Consider the following 18,325-nt stretch of genomic DNA (forward strand, 5'->3'; position numbering starts at 1 on the left):
GGCTCCAGAGAAGAAGATTTCGCAATCCGTCCGTCGACGCATTCTGGAACGCGATGGGAGCCGATGCGCGGTGTGCGGCGTGGGTAATGGCGAGGAGTACCCGAACGAACCTGGCTCGAAAGCAGCCATGACCATCGGGCACATCGTTGCGGTTGACCACGGGGGGAGCAGCGCGGACCTCAATAATCTCCGAACCGAGTGCAAGCGCTGCAATGAGCCCGTACGTCAAGAAATACGTCGTCCCGAGACGCTCCAAGAGGTTCTTCCAGACATCAGAAAACTCCCACGAGAAGACAAACGCAAGCTCCTCTCATGGCTTCGATCGGGTCAGCGGACTCGAGATCGGCTTGATGTCGTCTATGACCGTGCCCGCTTTCTCTCGCCCGACGAGCGCAACGAACTTCTTGTCCTGCTGACACGCATGAGCGGCGCCACTCCTCCGAGTGTCGGCGCCGTCTCATAAGTTCAGCCCGGTAGGCTTCTAGTCGCATGCACGGGAGGAAACACATTGGCCGAAGATCCGACATCCGTTGAAATCTGCGCCGGCGCGGGCGGACAGGCACTAGGTCTCGAGATGGCCGGCTTCGGTCATGAGGCACTGGTGGAGATCGAGGCGCCGGCCTGCGAAACCCTTCGGATGAACAGGCCCCAGTGGAACGTCCTAGAGAAGGATCTCCTGGAGTGGTCAGGCAAGGCGTACGAGGGGGTCGACCTGCTCGCCGGAGGAGTCCCCTGCCCGCCGTTCTCCAAGGCCGGGAAGCAGCTTGGAGCCGAGGATGAGCGGAACCTGTTCCCCAAGGCGATCCACCTTGTCGACGAGATCCGGCCCAAGGCTGTCATGCTCGAGAATGTCCGAGGCTTGCTGGATGCTGTCTTCGACACCTATCGCCAGGATGTGGAGGGCCAGCTGAAGAAGCTCGGGTATACGCCCGGATGGCGGCTGCTCAACGCATCGGACTACGGTGTGTCCCAACTCCGGCCGCGTGTGGTCTTCGTCGGCATCCGCAACGACCTTGCCGAGCACTTCCACTGGCCTGTTCCGGGCGAGATCATGCCGCCGACGGTGGGGGAGCTGCTGAAGGACCTTATGGCGGCGCGGGGCTGGGAGGGAGCCGACGAATGGGCCCTCCGCGCCTCTAGCATCGCTCCGACACTCGTCGGCGGCTCCCGCAAGCACGGGGGACCCGACCTCGGGCCAACCAGGGCACGTGCGGCCTGGGCGGCACTCGGAGTGGATGGCAAGACCCTTGCCGAAGACGCGCCGGAGCCGGGTTTCGAAGGCCTGCCCCGCTTGACTGTGCGCATGGCCGCACGTGTGCAAGGATTCCCTGACCACTGGAAGATCTCCGGCCGTAAGACCGCCGCTTACCGCCAGGTCGGCAACGCCTTCCCACCGCCCGTCGCGGCCGCTGTCGGCCGTCAGATCCGCAAGGCCATCACCGCCCGACAGCTGCACGCCGTCGCCTAGTGGAGCAGACGGAGGCGGCCTTCGCAGGGGCGCGCAGGCAATTCCATGCCGGGCTGCTCAACAGTGGCATCCTCTCGGTCAACGCCGCAGGTGTGCCAAGCAATGCCGACGGCAGCAACGCTGCGAGCATCCAGTACGCCCAGCGCATCGCCACCGCCCTGAATGTCGAGACCGTCAGCGAACGCCTCGCGGGCCAGACCTCCGGCGGGGGGTTCGAACAGGCATGTGCCGAGTTCGTCTCGGCCACGTTCCCCCGGCTCGGCATGCTGAGACCGGGGGAGTGGGACATCCGGAAAGTCAGCGGACGGGGGTCAGCTGCCCAGGCTGCCGTGTACGAGCAGTATGCCCATCTCGTCGACCTCGATCTGGCGGTCAAGGCCAACCCTCAGCTGCAGGCCGTCCTCGGCAACGGATACGCGATTGCCCCCGACGTCGTCGTGTCCCGCGCACCAGTGCCGGACGCCCTCATCAACCAAGAGGACCTCCTGGTCGACGATTCCATCGCCCTCCACTCACCGATCCGCGCGTCAAACCAGCAGCGGCGCATCCTTCACGCAGTGGTCTCCTGCAAATGGACGATCCGCAGCGACAGAGCCCAGAATTCGCGCTCCGAGGCGTTGAACCTCATCCGGAACCGGAAAGGACGCCTCCCGCATATCACCGTCGTCACCGGCGAACCGCTCCCTTCACGCATCGCTTCGGTCGCCTTGGGAACGGGCGACATCGACTGCGTCTACCACTTCTCGCTGCCGGAACTGGTAGCGGCGGTCGACGAAGTCGGACACGGCGACGCGGTCGAGCTCCTCACCATGATGATCGAGGGCAAAAGGCTCAAAGACATCGCCGACCTTCCGCTGGACCTCGCCGTCTAGATCTAGACTTCCGTCCCGGAACCGAGCAGCCCCGGCGAAGTCCGAGAGGTTGCCCCACGGGGCTCGTGAAAGGAATGGACGAGGCAAGCGCCTTGAAAAGTGTATATACACCTGCCTAGTCTTGATGCATCGTGTATCGGAACAACCGAAGGAGCACGCTTTGAGCACGAACCGCCCCAGCGCCTGGATCCCCGAGCTCTCCAAGGAGCTCCGCATCGACACGATGGGCGTCAAGCTGAATGCCGTCCTGCAGGCGAAGCGACTCGGATTCGACTGGGCCACCATGACGGACGAGCAGAGCATGACCCTCCGCGAAGCCACCCGCGAAGACCTCGCCGCAGTCAAGGCATCCGCGAAGCCCGCCCGCCATGCCAAGTAAGGGCACAACGCCCAGAGCCATCCGCATCCCGGACGACCTGTGGGATGCGGCCCTTGCCATAGCGCGCGAGCGCTCCGAGACATTGTCGCAGGCGATCCGCAGGTTCCTCGAGGAGTACGTCAAGCCCCAGCCCCCGACCCGGTGACGAGTTCCCGCAGCCTCCATCCGACCGATCTGCCGCCTGAGCCCTAGCGTGGTTCGGATACCCAGAGCTGACGATCGGCCGTCAGATCGCGTGCAACTGGGCGAGGTCCGAGAAGTACCCCAGCGCGGGGTCGGAGAATGTGCCGACGACCAGTCCCCGGTCAAGGAAGCGGTTGAACTCCTCACAGCTCGTCTCGGGAAGAAGGGCGCATCCATGGCAGGCCGCGAGGTTGCATGAGTCGGGGCCTTGGCCCTTCTCGCCCGCGTCCATGCACACGGGGTCGGTGGAGCACCAGTGGGCATCGCTGATTGCGGCGGCGAAGACCGAGCGGAGCCTGTCGGGCCCTGCCATCCGGACCAGACCCCCCATAGTGCCTTCGGAGTCACCCGCCGCCGTGTAGATCAGGAGTCCGGCCATCTCGCGGCCGTGTGCGGTGGACACGTAGAGCCGTTCGCGCAGGGAAGCGGAGCTGTAGCCGCAGGCGAAGACGAGCTGGTTGATGAGCAGGTGCCCGAGCGTGTGGAGCAGGACGAAGCGCGGGCTGAGTTCCCGCGGCTGGAGGCCCCGCTTGGCCGCGACGGCACCCTGGTGGCCGGTCATCTTCTGCGCTCTGGCCTGGACTTCTGCCCGTGCCTCCCACGCGGCCAGCCGCGAGGGATCGAGCTCGAGGTAGATGCCCTCGCCTTTCACCACGTAGGCAGGCAGCCAGTCCTGTACCGGTGCCAATGGCTCCCTGCGCAGCAGCGACTTGCCTTCGCTCAGCTTGAGCGCCGTGTCATCCCGGACCCGGGTGAAGCCCCGGAGCGCTCGGGTCTCCCGCAGCACATCGACGGAACGAACGCGGTCGATGTGGGACCGGAGGTCTGGATGCACTGTCGGATCGGTGGCAGAGAGGTAGTCGTCCTTCGGCGTCTCCCGGATGTGCTGGAACTCCGGATGGCGCCACTCGTCGTCCCCGGTGAGGACCTCGGAGCCGCCGTCGTCCCCCTCCTCCGGCTGCTCGGCACCGATGCCGAAGAGATCGCGGTATCCGGCCATCAGCTCGTCGTCGGAGACCGGGCGAAACAGTTCCGCCGGCACGGTCTTGAGGAGGGCATCCCGCAGTCGACCTGCTTCGAGATCGGCCCCGAAGACTCCATGGAGGGTCTTCATGGTGGAGCTGACTGCGGGGTGCTGCATGAGCTCGTGCATCTCGGCGCTCACAGCGCCTTCCTTGAGGGGAAGGTAGATCGATGACTCGACCTTCGGGAAGTAGACGTTCCCGGCGGCGCGGAGCGCTCCGCGCAGGGGTTGATCGCAGGGCCCGTCAAGCTGTGCGAGCCAAGGTCGCGCGCCCGTACACAGGTAGGGGTCTTCCGGCTTTGAGAGGTGATCGCTCAGGGTGGTGTGCTCTTCGCCCTGGACGAAGCGGCCTTCTGTGATGCCGCGCAGGGAGCGTTCCTTCCCGCACCCGTCGCAGGTCACGACCTGCCCTACGAGGCCCCCGCCGCCGCGTGACTTCAAGCGGAGGGGGCCGCTGCAGGAGGGGTTGTGCGAGCGGTGGACCCATTTGTCGAAGGGGAAGTCGTCGAGGTGGCCTCGCGAGCACACGGCGACGAAGGGCACCTGCGACATGCGCGGCTTGTACTTCTTTCCAGCGTGCTCCTTGTCCTTGCACGTCACCTGCTGCTGCATGGTCAGTGTGCTCAGCTCCAGCCGCTTGCAGTACATGCAGAAGCTCCAGCGGGGGAAGCGCAGCACCGGCACGGTGAGCTTGACGTTGCGCTGGTCGCTTCCCTCTCCGGGGCGGCGGTAGTCCGGCGGCAGCCGGAACTCCGAGACCCCCAGGCGGGCCTCCAGGCGCCAGTCGTGCGCCTGGTATTCCTCGAGGGCCAGCGTCCCGGCACCGTCGACGTCATACCAGTGGTCGAGCCCTGCCGTGACGACGGAGGTCCCGTTGACGAGAACGCTCATGGCGCCCACACCGAAAGGGGTGACGAGCTGGGCCCGTCGCATCGAACCTGTGCTCACAGTCCATCCTCCTCGATTTCGGAATCCTCCCGGGCGTACGCCAGAGAGACGGTGAGACGGCACTCGGCATCGACATTTCGCATGCTGGTCGGCACGTCCCAGATCATTGCCTTGCTGTCCAGATCCGGGAGGGTCCCGGCGAAGCGCATCAGGCCCTGCTTGGGGTCCCCCCACGGCGGTGGGTTCGCACTCCAGTCGGTGCGCTCCCACTGGGACCATTGCCTCGCGCGGCCGTCGGCCATACGCTCCAGGATCGGCAGCTCCCCGGGGTCGACGATCGAAGCTCGCTCGCGAAGCAGCTCGATCGCCTGCTCGTACTCGTCCTTCGGGAACGGATGGGGCAGGATGCCCGGGGCGGTCTGGCGCACGTGGGCGACGGCGGCTGCATGCAGTGCCCGACGCAGGACCGGTGTGGCGAACGGTGTGACAGAGGTCGGCTCGACCTGCGCGTAGAGCTGCTGGTGGTAGGTCCGGAACCGCTCGTAGTGGCTGCGGTCTCGAGGTTTCGCGGCGCCGTAGATGGTCACCACCAGGCCGGGGCTGATGTCTGCCCGGCGGCCGATGCGTCCGCTGACCTGGATGTACTGGGCTGTCGTCTTCGGTTGGCCGACGATGGTCATAAGTCCGAGCCGGTCGATGTCGACCCCGACCTCGATGATGTTCGAGGCCAAGCAGATGTCCACGCAGCCGTCCTGGCCGTAGCTGACCTGCAGCTGTTCGATTGCCTTGGGGATTTCGTCCGATCGCCGACGCGACGTCAGTTCCATGGTCCGACTTGGCCAGCGCGGCTTGTCGATGCCGTCGCGGCGGAGCAGCCCGGTCAGGTAGTCGGGGATGTCGGATTCGAGGAGCGAGACGGTGTTCCCGAGCTCTCGGAGGCTGTTGAAGAAGTTCAGGTTGGTCCAGTAGCCGTCCCTGTCGGCTTCGGGGACTTTGGCTGCGCCCTGGAGCGTGGCAGCTGCCACGCGGACCTGGACCGTCTGGGTCGAACCGAGGGATGCGCTCATGATGCCCAGGTAGCGGCGCCCCGGTTCGGGCGAGCCGTCAGACAGGGTGGCTGGTTCGGCGAAGAACGAGTGCCCCTCCTCGAGGCCGTGGGGTGGGAAGAGCGCGACTCTCTCCCTGCCGAAGAGGCCCCTGATCTGGTCTTCGTACCGGCGCACGGTGGCTGTGGAGGCTATGATCTTCGGCGGCACCGGCTCTGCGCCGCGGCGGTCGGTGCAGAGGTCGTCGATGATCGGCTCGTAGAGGCCGACCATCGAACCCAGGGGACCGGAGATCAGGTGCAGCTCGTCCTGGATGATCAGGCCGGGCGGCGATACCTCGCGTCCGCCGTGCTCGCTCAGGCCGAAGAGGCGGTGGGCCTCCGGGCGCCATGCCATCATGGCGAACTTGTCGACGGTGCCGATGACGATGGAGGGCCGCACGTCGTAGATGTCCTCGTCGACGACGTGCACGGGGAGCCCGGCGCGCCTCGAGTAGCGGCATTGGGTATCGACGCAGCGGAGAACGACCTTCGTTCCGGCCTGTTCGTACCCGATGACGTGCTGGCCTCCCTTGCCCTTGGGCTTGGTGCCCATCTGGGCACCGCACCAGGGGCAGCGCAGCAGCAGGAAAAGGTTCTGCTCGTGGGGGTTGCGGCGGAGCTTTCCGAGGACTTCGACAGCCCTCGTCCAGTTGTTGGGGGTGGAGGTTCCGCCGAGCCAGATGCCGATGCCGAAGGGGGACGTGCCGAGAGCTTCCGCGTTGCGGTCGCGGATCTCCTCGAGAACGCACACCAGCGAGGCTGCGCGGAGGAACTGCTGTGCTGTGAGCAGCCGCAGCGTGTAGCGCATGAGGGTGTCGGTGCCCGCGTCGTCGGGATTCCTCAGGCGCCTGGCGAGGAGGCTGATTGCCGCGGCTCCGAGGTAGGCCTCGGTCTTGCCGCCGCCGGTGGGGAAGTAGATCAGGTCGACGAGGGAACGCGTGGGCAGGGCGGGTTCCACGAGCTCGGGCAGGCTTGCCAGGATGAAGGCGATCTGGAACGGGCGCCAGGTGCCCTTGCCGGGCGGTATGGAGGGTTCCGGGTGAGGCCCGACCGGGCGCAGTATGTCGTTCTTGTCGGCCTTGACCTCCCGGAGCGGGAAGTTGGACCGGATCTGCTGGTACAGCATGGCCTCGTTGGCCCATCGGAACGCCCGGCTGGCGGTGTCGTCGGTCTGGGCGAGCTGCCAGCCGGCCCGCATCCTCTCCAGTGCTTCCCGCGCCCGCGCCATGTGCAGGGCGGCAGCCTGCTGGAACTTCGGCAGCAGGCCCGGGATGAGGCTCTCCTGCTTGGTGATCCATTCTCCGTAGAGTCGGAGGATCGTCTCCACCTGGTCTCGGCCTTCTTGGGCTCCGTCGGCGAGGGCGGCCATGCTGGCGGTGACGGTGCGCCGGTTCCCTTGGGCGTCGAGGATGTAGTCGCCGTGGTCGTCGGTCAGGTACACGTTGGGTGTGAGGCTGAGGACCTCGTGGGCTGGCATAGCGACGGCCTGCACCCAGGGTGCGGTCGTCGATGTCTGCCCTTGGCTTTCGCCCCATTCTGCAGCGCAGCCGTGGCCGATCGCGTACGTGCGCTTGTTCCGGTAGAGCAGTGCGATGGACTGCTCTTCTTCGCCGTGGTCCGGCTCGTCGGCCTCGGGGTACGGCTCGATGGAGAGTGCTCCTGCTGCGGTGACGGTGAATCCCATCTGGAACAGGGCGCTGCTGGGTCCTGTGCCCGCGACCTGGTTCGCGACGGCGACGGTCACGAGGCGCAGTTCGGGGTCGGTGGATCCCGGGACCGCTCGGCTGAAGACCCGGGTCGTGGGCGCGATGGTGGGACGTTCTGCGAGCGGCTCCATGGGCACGATCTTGAGCCGGTTGGTCTCGTTGAGCAGGACGGATCCGGGCACGCTGCCGGTGAGTTCGAATGGCCTGCGGCGCCACCAGTCGGCCTGCTTCACTCCCGGGATGTGGGCGCTGATCCGTTCGTAGTAGGCGCCTGTCACGGACACGCTGAAGGATCCTCCAGACCGTACGCGGCACTGGAATGAGACTGCCATGGCCGATGGCTTGAAGGTGTTGGCGTCGGTCAGGTCGAAGTCGTCGGAATCGGCTTGGTCGGAGCGCATGGTGTCGCTGATCTCGATCGGTTCCCCGGGCGGGTCGTCCTCGCTCTGGGGGATCCCTGTGACGCCTGTGAGGTCTACGTCGTCGCTGCCCTCGACGTCGATCTCGGTGCCGCCGACTGCCGCGCCGCTGTGGAGCACCCCTATGCCGTAGCGGCGAAGCGGGTCCCCGGTGCTGAGGATCTCCTGGAGCGAACTGGCGTCGTGGAACTGCCCTCGGCTGGCCTCGGCGGAAGCGAAATGGATCGAGCCGGGGGAGCAGTCGATCGGCTTGCCCCGCGGTTCATCGTGTTGGAGTGGACCGAAGAGCTCCCTTCGGAGCTCGGCTTCGATGATGCCTCGTGCTTCCAGTCCGGTCATGGTTTACCTCCGAATGCTGCCCGGAGTGTCCCGGACTCGATGAGTGCGAACAGGCGGTCGGTCGCCCTGGTGAGGCCGACGTAGAGCAGTGCTTCGTAGTTGGGGACGTTCCGGTCCATATCGGTGATGATGACTGCGGGCGCGTCCAGGCCCTTGAATGCATGGATGGTGCTGTAGGCGATCCGGCCCTTGGGGCGGGGACCGCCGTCGGCGGGGCGGAGCACCTGGCGCAGCCAGGGGTCTGTGGTGGTCTCGGCAGTCGAGTTTCTCGCGAGCGGGCTGAGGATGACGATCTCGTTGAGCTCGAATCCCTCGTCCCTGAGGCTTCGGACTACCTTGACCAGCTGTGCGGACTGGTCCTGGCCCGACGCGTAGGGCAGGACGCTGGGGTCGACACCGTCGTCGAGGCGTCGGAACTGGTCGCTCTGGTAGCCAGGCTCCAGCCTGCTGAGCAGATTCGTCTGGAAGCCGATGCGGGGCAGGTTGCGGCAGTTGAGGAACAGCCTGTGGGACATCATGTGGGGGGCCCGTGCACGGAGCCTGTCCCTGCCCTGCTCGTTCTCGTAGATGGCCTGGCGCTCGAAGTCGCCGAAGAACAGGACGCGGCCGTCCTTGAGGCCGCCGACGACCATCAGGTCGAGGACGTCGAGATACGGTTCGGTGGCGATGTCCTGGATCTCGTCGACCACGAGGAAGTCGCCAGCGAGCCTCTCGTCGTCGACGAGGGCTTCCAGGGCGCGTTCGGGCAGTTCCCGCTCCCAGAACGACCGGTCGGCTCCCTCGGGCGCCTTCGGGAGTCCGGCGAGACGGAGGAGTTCCTGGTGGAAGGTTCCGACCGTCAGGTTCTCGACATCGGCCATGTCTGCCGAGAGACGCTTCCCCAGGAGGCTGTTGAAGCAGAGGAGGCGTCCGCGTCGCCCTATCGCCACTTCGCGGCGGGCCGCCTCCATGGCAAGGAATGTCTTGCCGCATCCTGCCGGTCCTGAGAAGAGGACGGACCTGTTCTCGGCCACGGCGTCCAGCGCCCGGTATTGCTCCTGGACGAAGGCGACGAGCGCGGAGCTCCGTGCCCGTCGCCGGTCCCCGGGCGCGCTCGCCAGTTCGAAGCGCGGGCGGAGGGCGGAGGCGATGCGCTCCGCCTCCTCCGCGTCGGGCCCGATGCCCCCGAATGTGAAGTACTTGACCTTCTCGTCGAGGTGCTTCGTCCCGGCCTCGAAGGTTCGGACGACCGCTGCTGGAGCGGCCTTGAGATCCTCGGAGTCGAGTACCTGCCAGCCGTGCCATTCGGGGTCTTCGGGCAGCATCGTGCGTGCCCGGACGCCGGTGAACCAGACGGCGTACAGCATGGGGACCGAATGCAGATCGATGTGCTTCCTGAAGAGGAAGTCACGCAGGCTGTGCATGGACTCTCTGGCCTGCTGGAAAGGGCCGCGCGCGGTAGGGGCATCGTTGCCGAGCTTCCACTGGCCGTCGTCGCGGCGATGGATGCTCTGGTGCGACTTCACCTCGACGACGAGGATGCCTCTGTTGGGCACGAGGATCACGAAGTCGGCTTCGCCTTCGACCTGCCGTACATGCTCTGCGATGCCAAGGGAGTGCAGCACTATCCAGCCCGCGGTTTCGCTGCTGGAGCTCAGCGCGCCGTAGAGCGCCTTCTCTCCCGGCGGCGCATCCTCCGGGCAGTAGGCGGGCATCATTCGAGCCACTGTCCGCTCCGATCTTCGAACGGCACTCTCGCCTCGTTGCGGGGGACGATTTCGGTGTGCGGGGAGATGGCGATGACGCGAGCGGCCAGGATTCCCCGGAAGCCGCCCGATTCGATGTCGATGCTGAGGTGGCCGTTGCGTTCGAGCGCAGAGAGGTCCGCTGCGGAGGCGGCAGTCTCCAGCTGCTCGCGGATATGGACGCTGGTCCTGTGGGTCTCGCGCCGGAGCAGAGTCGCATTCGCGAAGGACGGTTGAATGGGGAGGTCCAGCCACTGGAGCAGCTTCTCGAAGTCCTGGTCGCTCTGGGGGCGCACGAGGTTCGGCTCGCACCAGGCGCGTGCCCTCTCTGCGGTCTTCACCCCTGCGCTCCAGAGCTCGCGTTCCGCTCTCCAGGGGCCCATCTGCCTCAGACGCCTCTGCAGGCGCTGCTTCCACTCCCGCTGGGTCGCTTCGACCTCCGCTGCGCGCTGTCCGAGCCGATCGAGCGCCGCCTCGTACAGCGCGTTGGGTTCGCTCTCACCCTCACGGAGGAGCAGGTAGGTGCCGACGCGCACCGCTTCGACGTCGGTGTAGACGACCCGTTCGCCGGAGGGCTGCCCGGGATCCAGGGCCCGAATGCGTTCACCGTTGTCGAGCCACAGCCCGCGGTTGCCGCTGAGGAGCAGCTTTCGGGCTTCGACTTCGTCGCTCGAGGCTTCCCGTCCGGGAGACGGAGGACTGCCCCAGATGGGCTGCGGGAGGAGCTCCTTCTCGAACTCCTCCTCGTCCTCGACCTGAAATTTTGGTTCCGTCGGATCGCCTTCGACGAAGAGGCGCGCCTTTACGCGAATTGCCCCTTCGGCATAGGGGGCGAGGACGGAATGCGGAATCTGCCGGTCGCGGAACCATGCAGGCATCAGGAAGCTCACGGCGTCCGTCGTCGGCGCGGTGACGAGGGAGGGGCCGAAGAAGCGGGGTGGGCCCACGGCGTAGGACTGTTCGATGCCGGGCTTTGCGCGCTGGAGGGAGCTGGCCGTCAGCACGCTGACTCCTTGGGGACGGAGCCATTCGCCCATCGCGGCCCTGGCTGAGGCGTTGGCGGCGACCACGACGCAGTCGTTGGCTCCGACCTCCTCAGCCGAGCGCAGCAGGATGGCACCGAGCGCAGGGTCTTGCGCGATGGCTCCTTCGGCGGCCGCGGCGAGTTCATCGAGGAGGGAATCCTGCTCCACTGCCCCCCGCAGGCGGCGTGTCTGGCGGATGACCTCGGCTGCTCCGTCCCGGAGCGCGGGATTGAGGTCGATGGGCTGGGGATGGGTCATGAGCCGCCATCGGAGTGACTTCACCGAGCCAAGCAGGTCGTCCCAAAGCCCGGGGCCGTCCTCGTCCACCCTGAGCATGAGCTGGCGGCAAGCCGCGTTCAGGCGTGCACCGGCTGGGTCTGCCACTGCCACGATTTCGACCCCATGGCGGATGAGGGACGATGAGGCGGCGTAGCGGCGGTCGAGGGCTTCGATACGGCTCATAGCGGCACCGTGAATGCCAGGGCTTCGACTCCAGAAGGTGCGGGCCAGTTGAGGTCTTGTCGCGGCGAGACGGGTTCACCACGGCTGCTTCGCAGCTGCACGAGGATTTCGGCTGCCGTCTCGTCTGCCACGGACCGGTCGATGACGCAGACCACAGCTGGTGATTCGATGCCATGGATGTACTTGATCGCGGAGGATCCATCGAGGATGACGGCGTGCAGGTCCTTTGGAAGCGGCAGGTGCTCGGCCAGATGGGCCGATGTATAGATCCGCGTGGACCAGGTTCCAGGCTCTCCGGTGTCGGGCAGGAGCAGGTCGCGAATGGGTGCCGGATCCGGGTCGTCGCCTTCACGGCCGAGAAGGGCGTCGAAATCCTCCTTCAGCCAGGCGAGGGTGCCCACGATCGCAAGGTCCGCCGTCGGGGCAGCGAGGCGGGCATCCCAGCTCTGGTCGAGGTGGGCCCATCGGCCGACACTTCCAGGCCGGGGCCGCGGAGCCTTCACCGGTGCAACGATTTCGGGCAGTACGGCAAGCGCGGTGAAGCGGTTGACGGGCCAGGACGACCCGGAGATCCGGACCCGGGGGGGACTTGCCGCCTCGTCCAGCTCCCAGAAGGGGCCGTTGATGATCTGGTGGCCGTTGATGGCCCGGACGGGTGTTCCCGGGGCGATCGTGCGCAGGGTTTCCAAGGGATCGGGGAGTGCGGGTGCTGTGGATGCCATGACCCATCCGCAACCGATCAAAGCTGCCGCGAACTCTCGACTGGGGACGGACACGGCGACTATCAGCTGCCGTTCGGGGTGGTCCCGGACGAAGCGTGCAACTCGAGAGCCCAGCAAGAGCAACCGGCCGATCCAATCGGCCGCCAGAAACCGTCCGCCGATGCCCTCGGCGAGCGTCAACACCGGTCCCGGCGCGCAGACGCACCCATCTTCATCCCCATCTCTGAAATCGGTCAGGGCGAGTCCCATCGCCTTCACCCTCAAAAATACGCATCCCTGCCGACACTTTAGGGCGAGAACGAGCCAGCAGGGCGACCGACAGGCCGATAGGACCCGGAGCTCGGCACTTTGCCTACCCTCCCGAAAGAAAAAGGCAAGGCGACCCTGGCAGTATCCTTTCAACTGACCCTAGATAGATGTATTCAATCGGGGATAGAATTATCAAAGGAGGAGGATTCGAGCCAGTTGTTCGGATCCGGAAATCAGCCGGATTGGAGAGGCGAGAATGAACCAGGAAGCTGCAGGGCACGATGACTGGGCTTGGGTCGTATTCGACGGCAGCGATGATTCCCAGGCCGAGAGGCTGGAGACGGTTGCTGCAGAATCCCCGGGCCTCCTGACGAGCATTGGAGTGCAAGGTGTGTTCCAGGCCGCGCGGATCATGGTTCCGGACTCGCGCGACTATGACAATGCATATGACTATCTGGCCGGCCTTTTCGGCCTCTACTGAGCAAATGGGGGCGAAGAGGGAATAAGGCTGATCAGTAGTGCCTGCGACGGCGTGATGTAGGGCCTATCTGAAACAGGCCGCCAGTCCTCGAACCTTGGGCGAGCCCCTCCTTGGTCTTGCAGGAAGAAGGGAACGGCAGCAATGGCAACGGAGAAGTTCGCTGCAGAGGCCACGAAGGAAGGCAAGTGGTGGGCGATCGAGATCGAAGGGATCGAACAGGTCGCCCGGGCGCACAAGCTCAGCGACATCGAAGTGATAGCCCAGAGCCTTGTCGCGTCCATACGCAACCTGAGCCCCGAAGAGGTCGACGTCACCGTAGCCGTCCATCCTCCCGCCGAGGCCAAATCGCGTTGGGAGGCGGCCAAGGCTGACCTGGAAGCTGCGAAGGAACTCTCCGAGCGAGGTGCCGCAGGAGCGCGGGCCGTCGTCTCGGAACTGCGACGGGAATACACGTTGAAAGAGGTGGCCAGAATGCTCGGCATCACCTTCCAGCGCGTCCAGCAGCTAGCCGGGCGGAAGACGCACGACCCTAACGCATGAGAGGGAAACCCGTCAGGCACTCATTGCTTGATGGAGACACTCCGAGGTGGTCTGAGGACGGCGGCGCGGTTGGGTCTATCGGCGGCACCATGCCCGAGGACGCCTCGCAGTGAAGGGGTCGCGCCCATCATCCCAAACGGCGGTGGCCGACGTTACTTCCTGAGCCACTTGGCTCTGCTGAGCCGGTTCCGCCTCGGATATCTGCCCAAGCCAGTCGGATGAAGGATCGTGCTTAGCGGCTGCGATCCGGACCCCGTTGCTAAAGTCCGCTTATGATCCCGAATTTTGATGTGGAAGTCGCACGCCTAACTGATACGTGCCATCACCTCTTCGGGGATGAATCCCGCTGGATTGAACCAGATGGCTATCGCGACAGCTTGGCACTCTGCATCATCGATTCCATCTTCTCGACCGGATCGCACTACACGAGTGTGATCAACGTGGTGAGCAGGTACTGCGCTTACCGGCGTCAGCAGGGCGCAGACCCCTATCGGGACGGTCCTGACGAGCTCTTGGCGACGTTCTCCGAGGTGGGCGACAGTCGGGAGTGGGCGAAGGCCGTGGTGGGCAACTACAAGCCAGCACACACCAGGCCAGGGGCTCCATTGAAGGCAGAGGTGGTTTATCAAACCGCTCGTGCGCTAAAAATGCTGCAGCTCATGGCCCCGCAGGACGTCCAGAAGGCGTTCGCGAAGGATGAGAGTTTCGCCGCCTTGAAGAAGACGTGGCTGAAGCTGCCAAGCCAGTCATCCGGCATCACCTTCGACTACTTCCTCATCCTCGTCTGCCTGCAATCGGTGAAGCCGGACCGCATGGTCGTGAGGTTTATCCGGGAACACACGAGCATCAACCCAAGCGATCTCGACACGGCCAGCGTCTCGGACCTGATCAAGCAAGTCGCCGCCGCATATCCGACACAGGTACGGAAGCTCGACCATGTCATCTGGCGCTACGTCTCCGGACGACGCCTGTTCGTGGCCCAAGACCAGCCGGAAATCGGGGAGGCGTAGCGTGGGCATTCTGATCCGTGAACGCGGGGGTGACTGGCAGGAACCGGTCATGGGCTATGACAGCGAGAAGGCGCTCCAGGCGATCATCCATGAGCACCCTTCCCTCGTCACCGGCAGCCTGCCCGGCCAGGCCGACACGGTGATCGCCTGCCGGGAGCTCGAAGGCGGTGTCGGGCCGGCCGATGTCGTGGTCCTCGACGCGAGCGGAAACCTCACCCTCGTCGAGTGCAAGCTTGCCCGGAACCCCGAGGTCCGCAGGAAGGTCATCGGCCAGGTCCTGGACTACGCGTCACGGATCTGGCAGATGGACGCCGACGAGTTCGCCCTCGCCTGGGCCAAGGCGAGTGGGGGAGTGTCCCCGTTCGAGGCGCTGGAGGACGAGGATGGCCTCATCCGCGCGGCCGTGGCGGAGAACCTCGCGGCCGCCCGTTTCAGGATCGTCCTGGCTGTCGACGGGATCAACGACGACCTGCGCCGTATCGTCGAGTTCCTCAACCGGATCACGGTGCCCGAGACCGGAGTCATCGCTCTCGAGCTGGAACGGGCGAGCGCCGGCGGCACCGAGGTGCTGATCCCGACGACCTTCGGCACGGACTTCGTCGAGGCAAAGGCCGCGGCCGACCCCGTTGCGCGGCGCGCCCGCTGGAGTCAGGAGCAGTTCTTCGAGTGGTGCGAGGAGAACGATCCGGCAGGGGGCCCGCTCGCCCGCAGGCTGGTGACGGCCCTGCTCGGGCGCGGGTTCATCCTCGAAGGCGGGAACGGGCAGAGGCCATCGGTGAACTTCGGGCTCACCACGGCCGCATACGGGCTCCGCTGGCCGGTCGGGATCGCAGCGAGGAAGGACGGGGTGACCGTCGAGATCCGCTTCAGCGACTACAAGGCGATCCCCGAGCTCCGCGATGCCCTCGCCGAGGCAGTCGAGTCCATCCCCGGGATCCCTGTCCCCGTGGCACAGGTCAGGGAGCTCGGCTTCGAGAAGCGCCCCAGCATCCCGATCCGCGACTTCACCCCAGCGCACATCGATGCCCTCCCCGGTGCGGTCGCCCGAGCGTTCGAGCGTGCGGCAGCGGACGTCCAGCAGGCGTAGCCCGGGCGCCCACAAGCAGGTGCCTCTGCCGCCCGGCGGTCATTCGGCGGCGTCGGGAAGTGTCCAGTCGAAGTCGCGCGGGCGGAGGTCATGGTCGTCGGGGTTGAAGGCGAGGGTCCTGAAGTGTCCCGCCTCGGGGTCCAGCTCGCCGTCCTTGAACCTCATGCCGGACCACACCCCCATCACGCACAGCCCGGGATGCCGGCGGGCGTGGTCGACCTCGTTGCGGGTGACGATGACCGAGTCCCCTCTGCTCTGGGTGCCTTTGGCCTCGAGGTAGACCCGTTCGTCGCCTCTGACTGCGATGGCGTCGTAGGGATGGCCCTGCCGGGTGTCCGTGACGGTCCAGCCGCGCTCCCGGTAATGGCGCATCAGACGCTCCTGTGCGGCGTCCTCGATCGCGCGGCGGGCCTCGGGGTCCATCTGCAGCCCCTGGCCCGTCGCACTGGGGGCGTCCCACTCTTGGGTGGGGCCGTCGCCTGCGGCTGCCTCGGTCCCCTCGGAGTCCGGGTCGTAGGTCTCGGGGTCCGGGTCGTAGGTGATGCCCCTGGCCGGTCTGACCGGTGTTCCGGCAAGGGCCTGGTGGATCGGGTGCGCAGTCGGCAGGGGACGGCCGATGAGCGCCTTCTTCGACTTGCCTGCGCTGTTGTCCGGCAGGATCTCGTGGTCGGGGCCGTCGAGTTCTGCGACCAGCACGACGCGTCCTTGGTAGCTCAACGCCGCCCACCGCTCGGCTGCGATGCGTTTGGCGTCCAGGGACCAGTCTCCGCGGTTGTTGGCCCAGAGCTGTTCGGGGGTTGCATCGGGGTCGAAGCCCCACCAGTCGCGCCCGAGCGGGTCGTCGCTGTCGGCGCTCTGGCGGTCTATGAGCCTGATGGTGATCATGCGTCGAGTATCTCCGACCGGGGCCCGCGAAGAGCGCACCGTGACCCGAGGGTGCTTCGCCGTCCGCCGACCCCGACCCGCACGGCAGTCCGGCCGGAGGGATCGTGCGCCGGACTGCCCTCGGGTTGTGGTCCCTCCGTGTCTGGTGCACTGGTTGACGCCGGGGTTCGGCAGGCATGGAATTCTGGCCATGAGGACAGTTGCTGTGGGCATCGATGTCGGCCACCTCGATGCGAAGGGGCTCGACCTTGTGGCCTTGGACTCCGACCGGCGGATCCTCCGGAGCATTCGCAGTCTTCGCGATCTGGATCAGCTGGTGGGGATCGTGGAGGGGCTCGAGCCTGCAGTGGTGTGCATCGATTCGCCCTCGCAGTGGGCGGAGGCCGACAGGCGCCGCCCCGCCGAGCGGGAGCTGACCCGACGGGGGATCAACCTCTACACCACTCCGTCGGAGGACAGGGCGGGGGCGTTCCACCGCTGGATGCGGGACGGTTTCCGCGTCTACGCCGCGCTCGCCCCCCGGTACCCCCGGTACACCGGGGGAGACGTCCGCGGGAAGGCAGCCGAGTACTACCCCCATGCCGCGGCGGTCGCCCTGGCAGGGCAGGTCGGGGACTTCGCCAGCAAGGTTCCCATCCGGCGCCGCCTCCTGGCCGACCACGGGGTCGACGAGAGGGCGCTCCTGGGCCCGGACCAGGTGGACGCTGCGCTGGGTGCGCTCACCGGACTGATCGCCCTGGAAGGACGGCACACGTGGGTCGGCGAGGGGAAGGATGCGCTGGTCCTTCCCGTGCCCGCGCTGCCGGAGAAATTCCGGCGCGCTTCCGCCTGCCGGCCTCGTCAGGAGCCGGGCTATCGGGCGCCCGCGAGGGTCGGGCGTCAGGACCCGGCGCGTCCGCCGTGCCTGTGCGGATGCGGCCAGACGCCCGGGCGGCTGCAGTTGCGATTCATGCCCGGCCATGACCACAGGGTGAACCCCGCGACGGGGAGAAGGTGGAACGGCCTGCCCTGAGAACACTGCACCCCCGAACCGTCTGGAGGGGCCCCGAGACCCCACCTCGATCGGGATCCTCCCGGAACCGTCATCGGCATCCCCACTGTGGCTGGAACGAACGATGCCGAACGGACCGCAGGAGTCCTCGGGAGCATCCCGAAGGTGGGCCCGTCAGCACGGTTCCCGCCCTTCCGCGCCCGCGGAATGAAGCTGCAGGAAAGGCGGCCACAGGGGGCGGCGAGATCCCCGCACGGGCTGTCCGTCCGCGCCCAGTCACTCGTCCTGAGCCATCCACCGGTGAGTGCGGCGGAGGGTGCCACGGCAGACCGGTTCCTTCACGGCGGCAGCACACCGCCCCCCCGCGGGGCGCGCGGGGGAGGCCGCGCAGCGGCGGAGGCTCACGTCGTGCGGAGGGGACCGGCAGGCTACCGGGCCCCGGCCTGCCCGTCCGCTACCGGACCTGTGGCGCCGGTGTCCTCCGACGGCGATCCCTGGGGGCCGGCGGGACGTGCAGCGCGTCTGCGGACGCGGGCCTTCTTGGCGGGTTCGTCGAAGCCGATGCGTCGCAGTTCGGGTTCGGTCCAGCCTGCGGTGACGGCGGCTGTGTAGGCCTTGAGGTCGTCGCGTTCGGCGTCGGCCAGGAAGGCTGCGATTTCTCGTTCGAGCTCGGCGCGGCGATGGTCTGCGAGATCGCGGGCGTCGGTGATTCCCTGACGTGCCTTGGCGAGGTTGCGGATGGCTTCCATGCGCTCGTGCTGGGCACGTTCGGCGCGTTCGAGTG

17 protein-coding genes are annotated in these 18,325 nt (G+C 66.5%); 10 read left to right on the top strand and 7 right to left on the bottom strand.

Annotated features, from left to right (window positions below):
• The 5 genes from ACTHL9_RS14210 to ACTHL9_RS14230 form a co-directional block, all read left to right on the top strand.
• On the top strand, positions 1-463 hold a 463-nt coding region (locus tag ACTHL9_RS14210; RefSeq protein ID WP_440519943.1), incomplete at its 5' end, for an HNH endonuclease.
• Between the two features lie 45 nt (positions 464-508).
• Positions 509-1,468, top strand: coding sequence for a DNA cytosine methyltransferase (locus ACTHL9_RS14215; RefSeq protein ID WP_440519944.1), 960 nt, complete (start codon positions 509-511; stop codon positions 1,466-1,468).
• Positions 1,468-2,340 (top strand): NgoMIV family type II restriction endonuclease, encoded by an 873-nt coding sequence (locus ACTHL9_RS14220; protein ID WP_440519945.1) that lies wholly within the window; start codon positions 1,468-1,470, stop codon positions 2,338-2,340. Before ACTHL9_RS14215 ends, ACTHL9_RS14220 begins: the two co-directional genes overlap by 1 nt.
• Positions 2,341-2,500: 160 nt before the next feature.
• The gene (locus ACTHL9_RS14225; protein ID WP_440519946.1) at positions 2,501-2,719 is read left to right on the top strand and encodes a hypothetical protein; all 219 of its coding nucleotides are present in this window, start codon (positions 2,501-2,503) and stop codon (positions 2,717-2,719) included.
• Positions 2,709-2,864 carry a hypothetical protein gene (locus tag ACTHL9_RS14230; RefSeq protein WP_440519947.1) on the top strand — a complete coding sequence of 52 codons (156 nt, stop codon included), beginning with the start codon at positions 2,709-2,711 and terminating at the stop codon, positions 2,862-2,864. The genes ACTHL9_RS14225 and ACTHL9_RS14230 overlap by 11 nt, the downstream gene beginning before the upstream one ends.
• Before the next feature lie 81 nt (positions 2,865-2,945).
• On the opposite strand, the gene drmB is transcribed toward ACTHL9_RS14230, so the two are convergent.
• The 5 genes from drmB to ACTHL9_RS14255 are packed head-to-tail and all read right to left on the bottom strand — an operon-like array spanning position 2,946 to position 12,298.
• A complete protein-coding gene (drmB, locus tag ACTHL9_RS14235; protein WP_440519948.1) occupies positions 2,946-4,874 on the bottom strand; it encodes a DrmB family protein in 1,929 nt (642 codons plus the stop codon).
• Positions 4,871-8,365 (bottom strand): helicase-related protein, encoded by a 3,495-nt coding sequence (locus ACTHL9_RS14240; protein ID WP_440519949.1) that lies wholly within the window; start codon positions 8,363-8,365, stop codon positions 4,871-4,873. The genes drmB and ACTHL9_RS14240 overlap by 4 nt, the downstream gene beginning before the upstream one ends.
• The gene (locus ACTHL9_RS14245; protein ID WP_440519950.1) at positions 8,362-10,062 is read right to left on the bottom strand and encodes an NERD domain-containing protein; all 1,701 of its coding nucleotides are present in this window, start codon (positions 10,060-10,062) and stop codon (positions 8,362-8,364) included. The genes ACTHL9_RS14240 and ACTHL9_RS14245 overlap by 4 nt, the downstream gene beginning before the upstream one ends.
• The gene (locus ACTHL9_RS14250; protein WP_440519951.1) at positions 10,059-11,576 is read right to left on the bottom strand and encodes a hypothetical protein; all 1,518 of its coding nucleotides are present in this window, start codon (positions 11,574-11,576) and stop codon (positions 10,059-10,061) included. Before ACTHL9_RS14250 ends, ACTHL9_RS14245 begins: the two co-directional genes overlap by 4 nt.
• Entirely contained in the window at positions 11,573-12,298 is a 726-nt protein-coding gene (locus tag ACTHL9_RS14255) for a hypothetical protein (protein ID WP_440519952.1), read from the bottom strand. Before ACTHL9_RS14255 ends, ACTHL9_RS14250 begins: the two co-directional genes overlap by 4 nt.
• Positions 12,299-12,803: 505 nt before the next feature.
• Here ACTHL9_RS14255 and ACTHL9_RS14260 point away from each other — a divergent pair.
• From ACTHL9_RS14260 to ACTHL9_RS14275, 4 genes are all read left to right on the top strand, one after another.
• Positions 12,804-13,028: a hypothetical protein gene (locus ACTHL9_RS14260; RefSeq protein WP_440519953.1), complete on the top strand. Its 225-nt coding sequence runs from the start codon at positions 12,804-12,806 to the stop codon at positions 13,026-13,028.
• A 141-nt stretch (positions 13,029-13,169) separates the two neighbouring features.
• Positions 13,170-13,568, top strand: a complete 399-nt coding sequence (locus ACTHL9_RS14265; protein WP_440519954.1) for a hypothetical protein — start codon at positions 13,170-13,172, stop codon at positions 13,566-13,568.
• A gap of 272 nt (positions 13,569-13,840) precedes the next feature.
• Positions 13,841-14,578: a hypothetical protein gene (locus tag ACTHL9_RS14270; protein WP_440519955.1), complete on the top strand. Its 738-nt coding sequence runs from the start codon at positions 13,841-13,843 to the stop codon at positions 14,576-14,578.
• Position 14,579: 1 nt separating this feature from the next.
• Positions 14,580-15,665, top strand: coding sequence for a hypothetical protein (locus tag ACTHL9_RS14275; RefSeq protein ID WP_440519956.1), 1,086 nt, complete (start codon positions 14,580-14,582; stop codon positions 15,663-15,665).
• 39 nt (positions 15,666-15,704) lie between these two features.
• Here ACTHL9_RS14275 and ACTHL9_RS14280 read toward each other — a convergent pair whose 3' ends face one another.
• Positions 15,705-16,550: a DUF3883 domain-containing protein gene (locus ACTHL9_RS14280; protein ID WP_440519957.1), complete on the bottom strand. Its 846-nt coding sequence runs from the start codon at positions 16,548-16,550 to the stop codon at positions 15,705-15,707.
• A gap of 190 nt (positions 16,551-16,740) precedes the next feature.
• On the opposite strand from ACTHL9_RS14280, the gene ACTHL9_RS14285 reads away from it, so the two are divergent.
• Positions 16,741-17,562 carry a DUF429 domain-containing protein gene (locus ACTHL9_RS14285; protein WP_440519958.1) on the top strand — a complete coding sequence of 274 codons (822 nt, stop codon included), beginning with the start codon at positions 16,741-16,743 and terminating at the stop codon, positions 17,560-17,562.
• 407 nt (positions 17,563-17,969) lie between these two features.
• Here the strand turns inward: ACTHL9_RS14285 and ACTHL9_RS14290 are convergent.
• On the bottom strand, positions 17,970-18,325 hold a 356-nt coding region (locus tag ACTHL9_RS14290; protein WP_440519959.1), incomplete at its 5' end, for a hypothetical protein.

It is taken from the genome of Sinomonas sp. (assembly GCF_051955515.1).
Taxonomy (GTDB): Bacteria; Actinomycetota; Actinomycetes; order Actinomycetales; family Micrococcaceae; genus Sinomonas.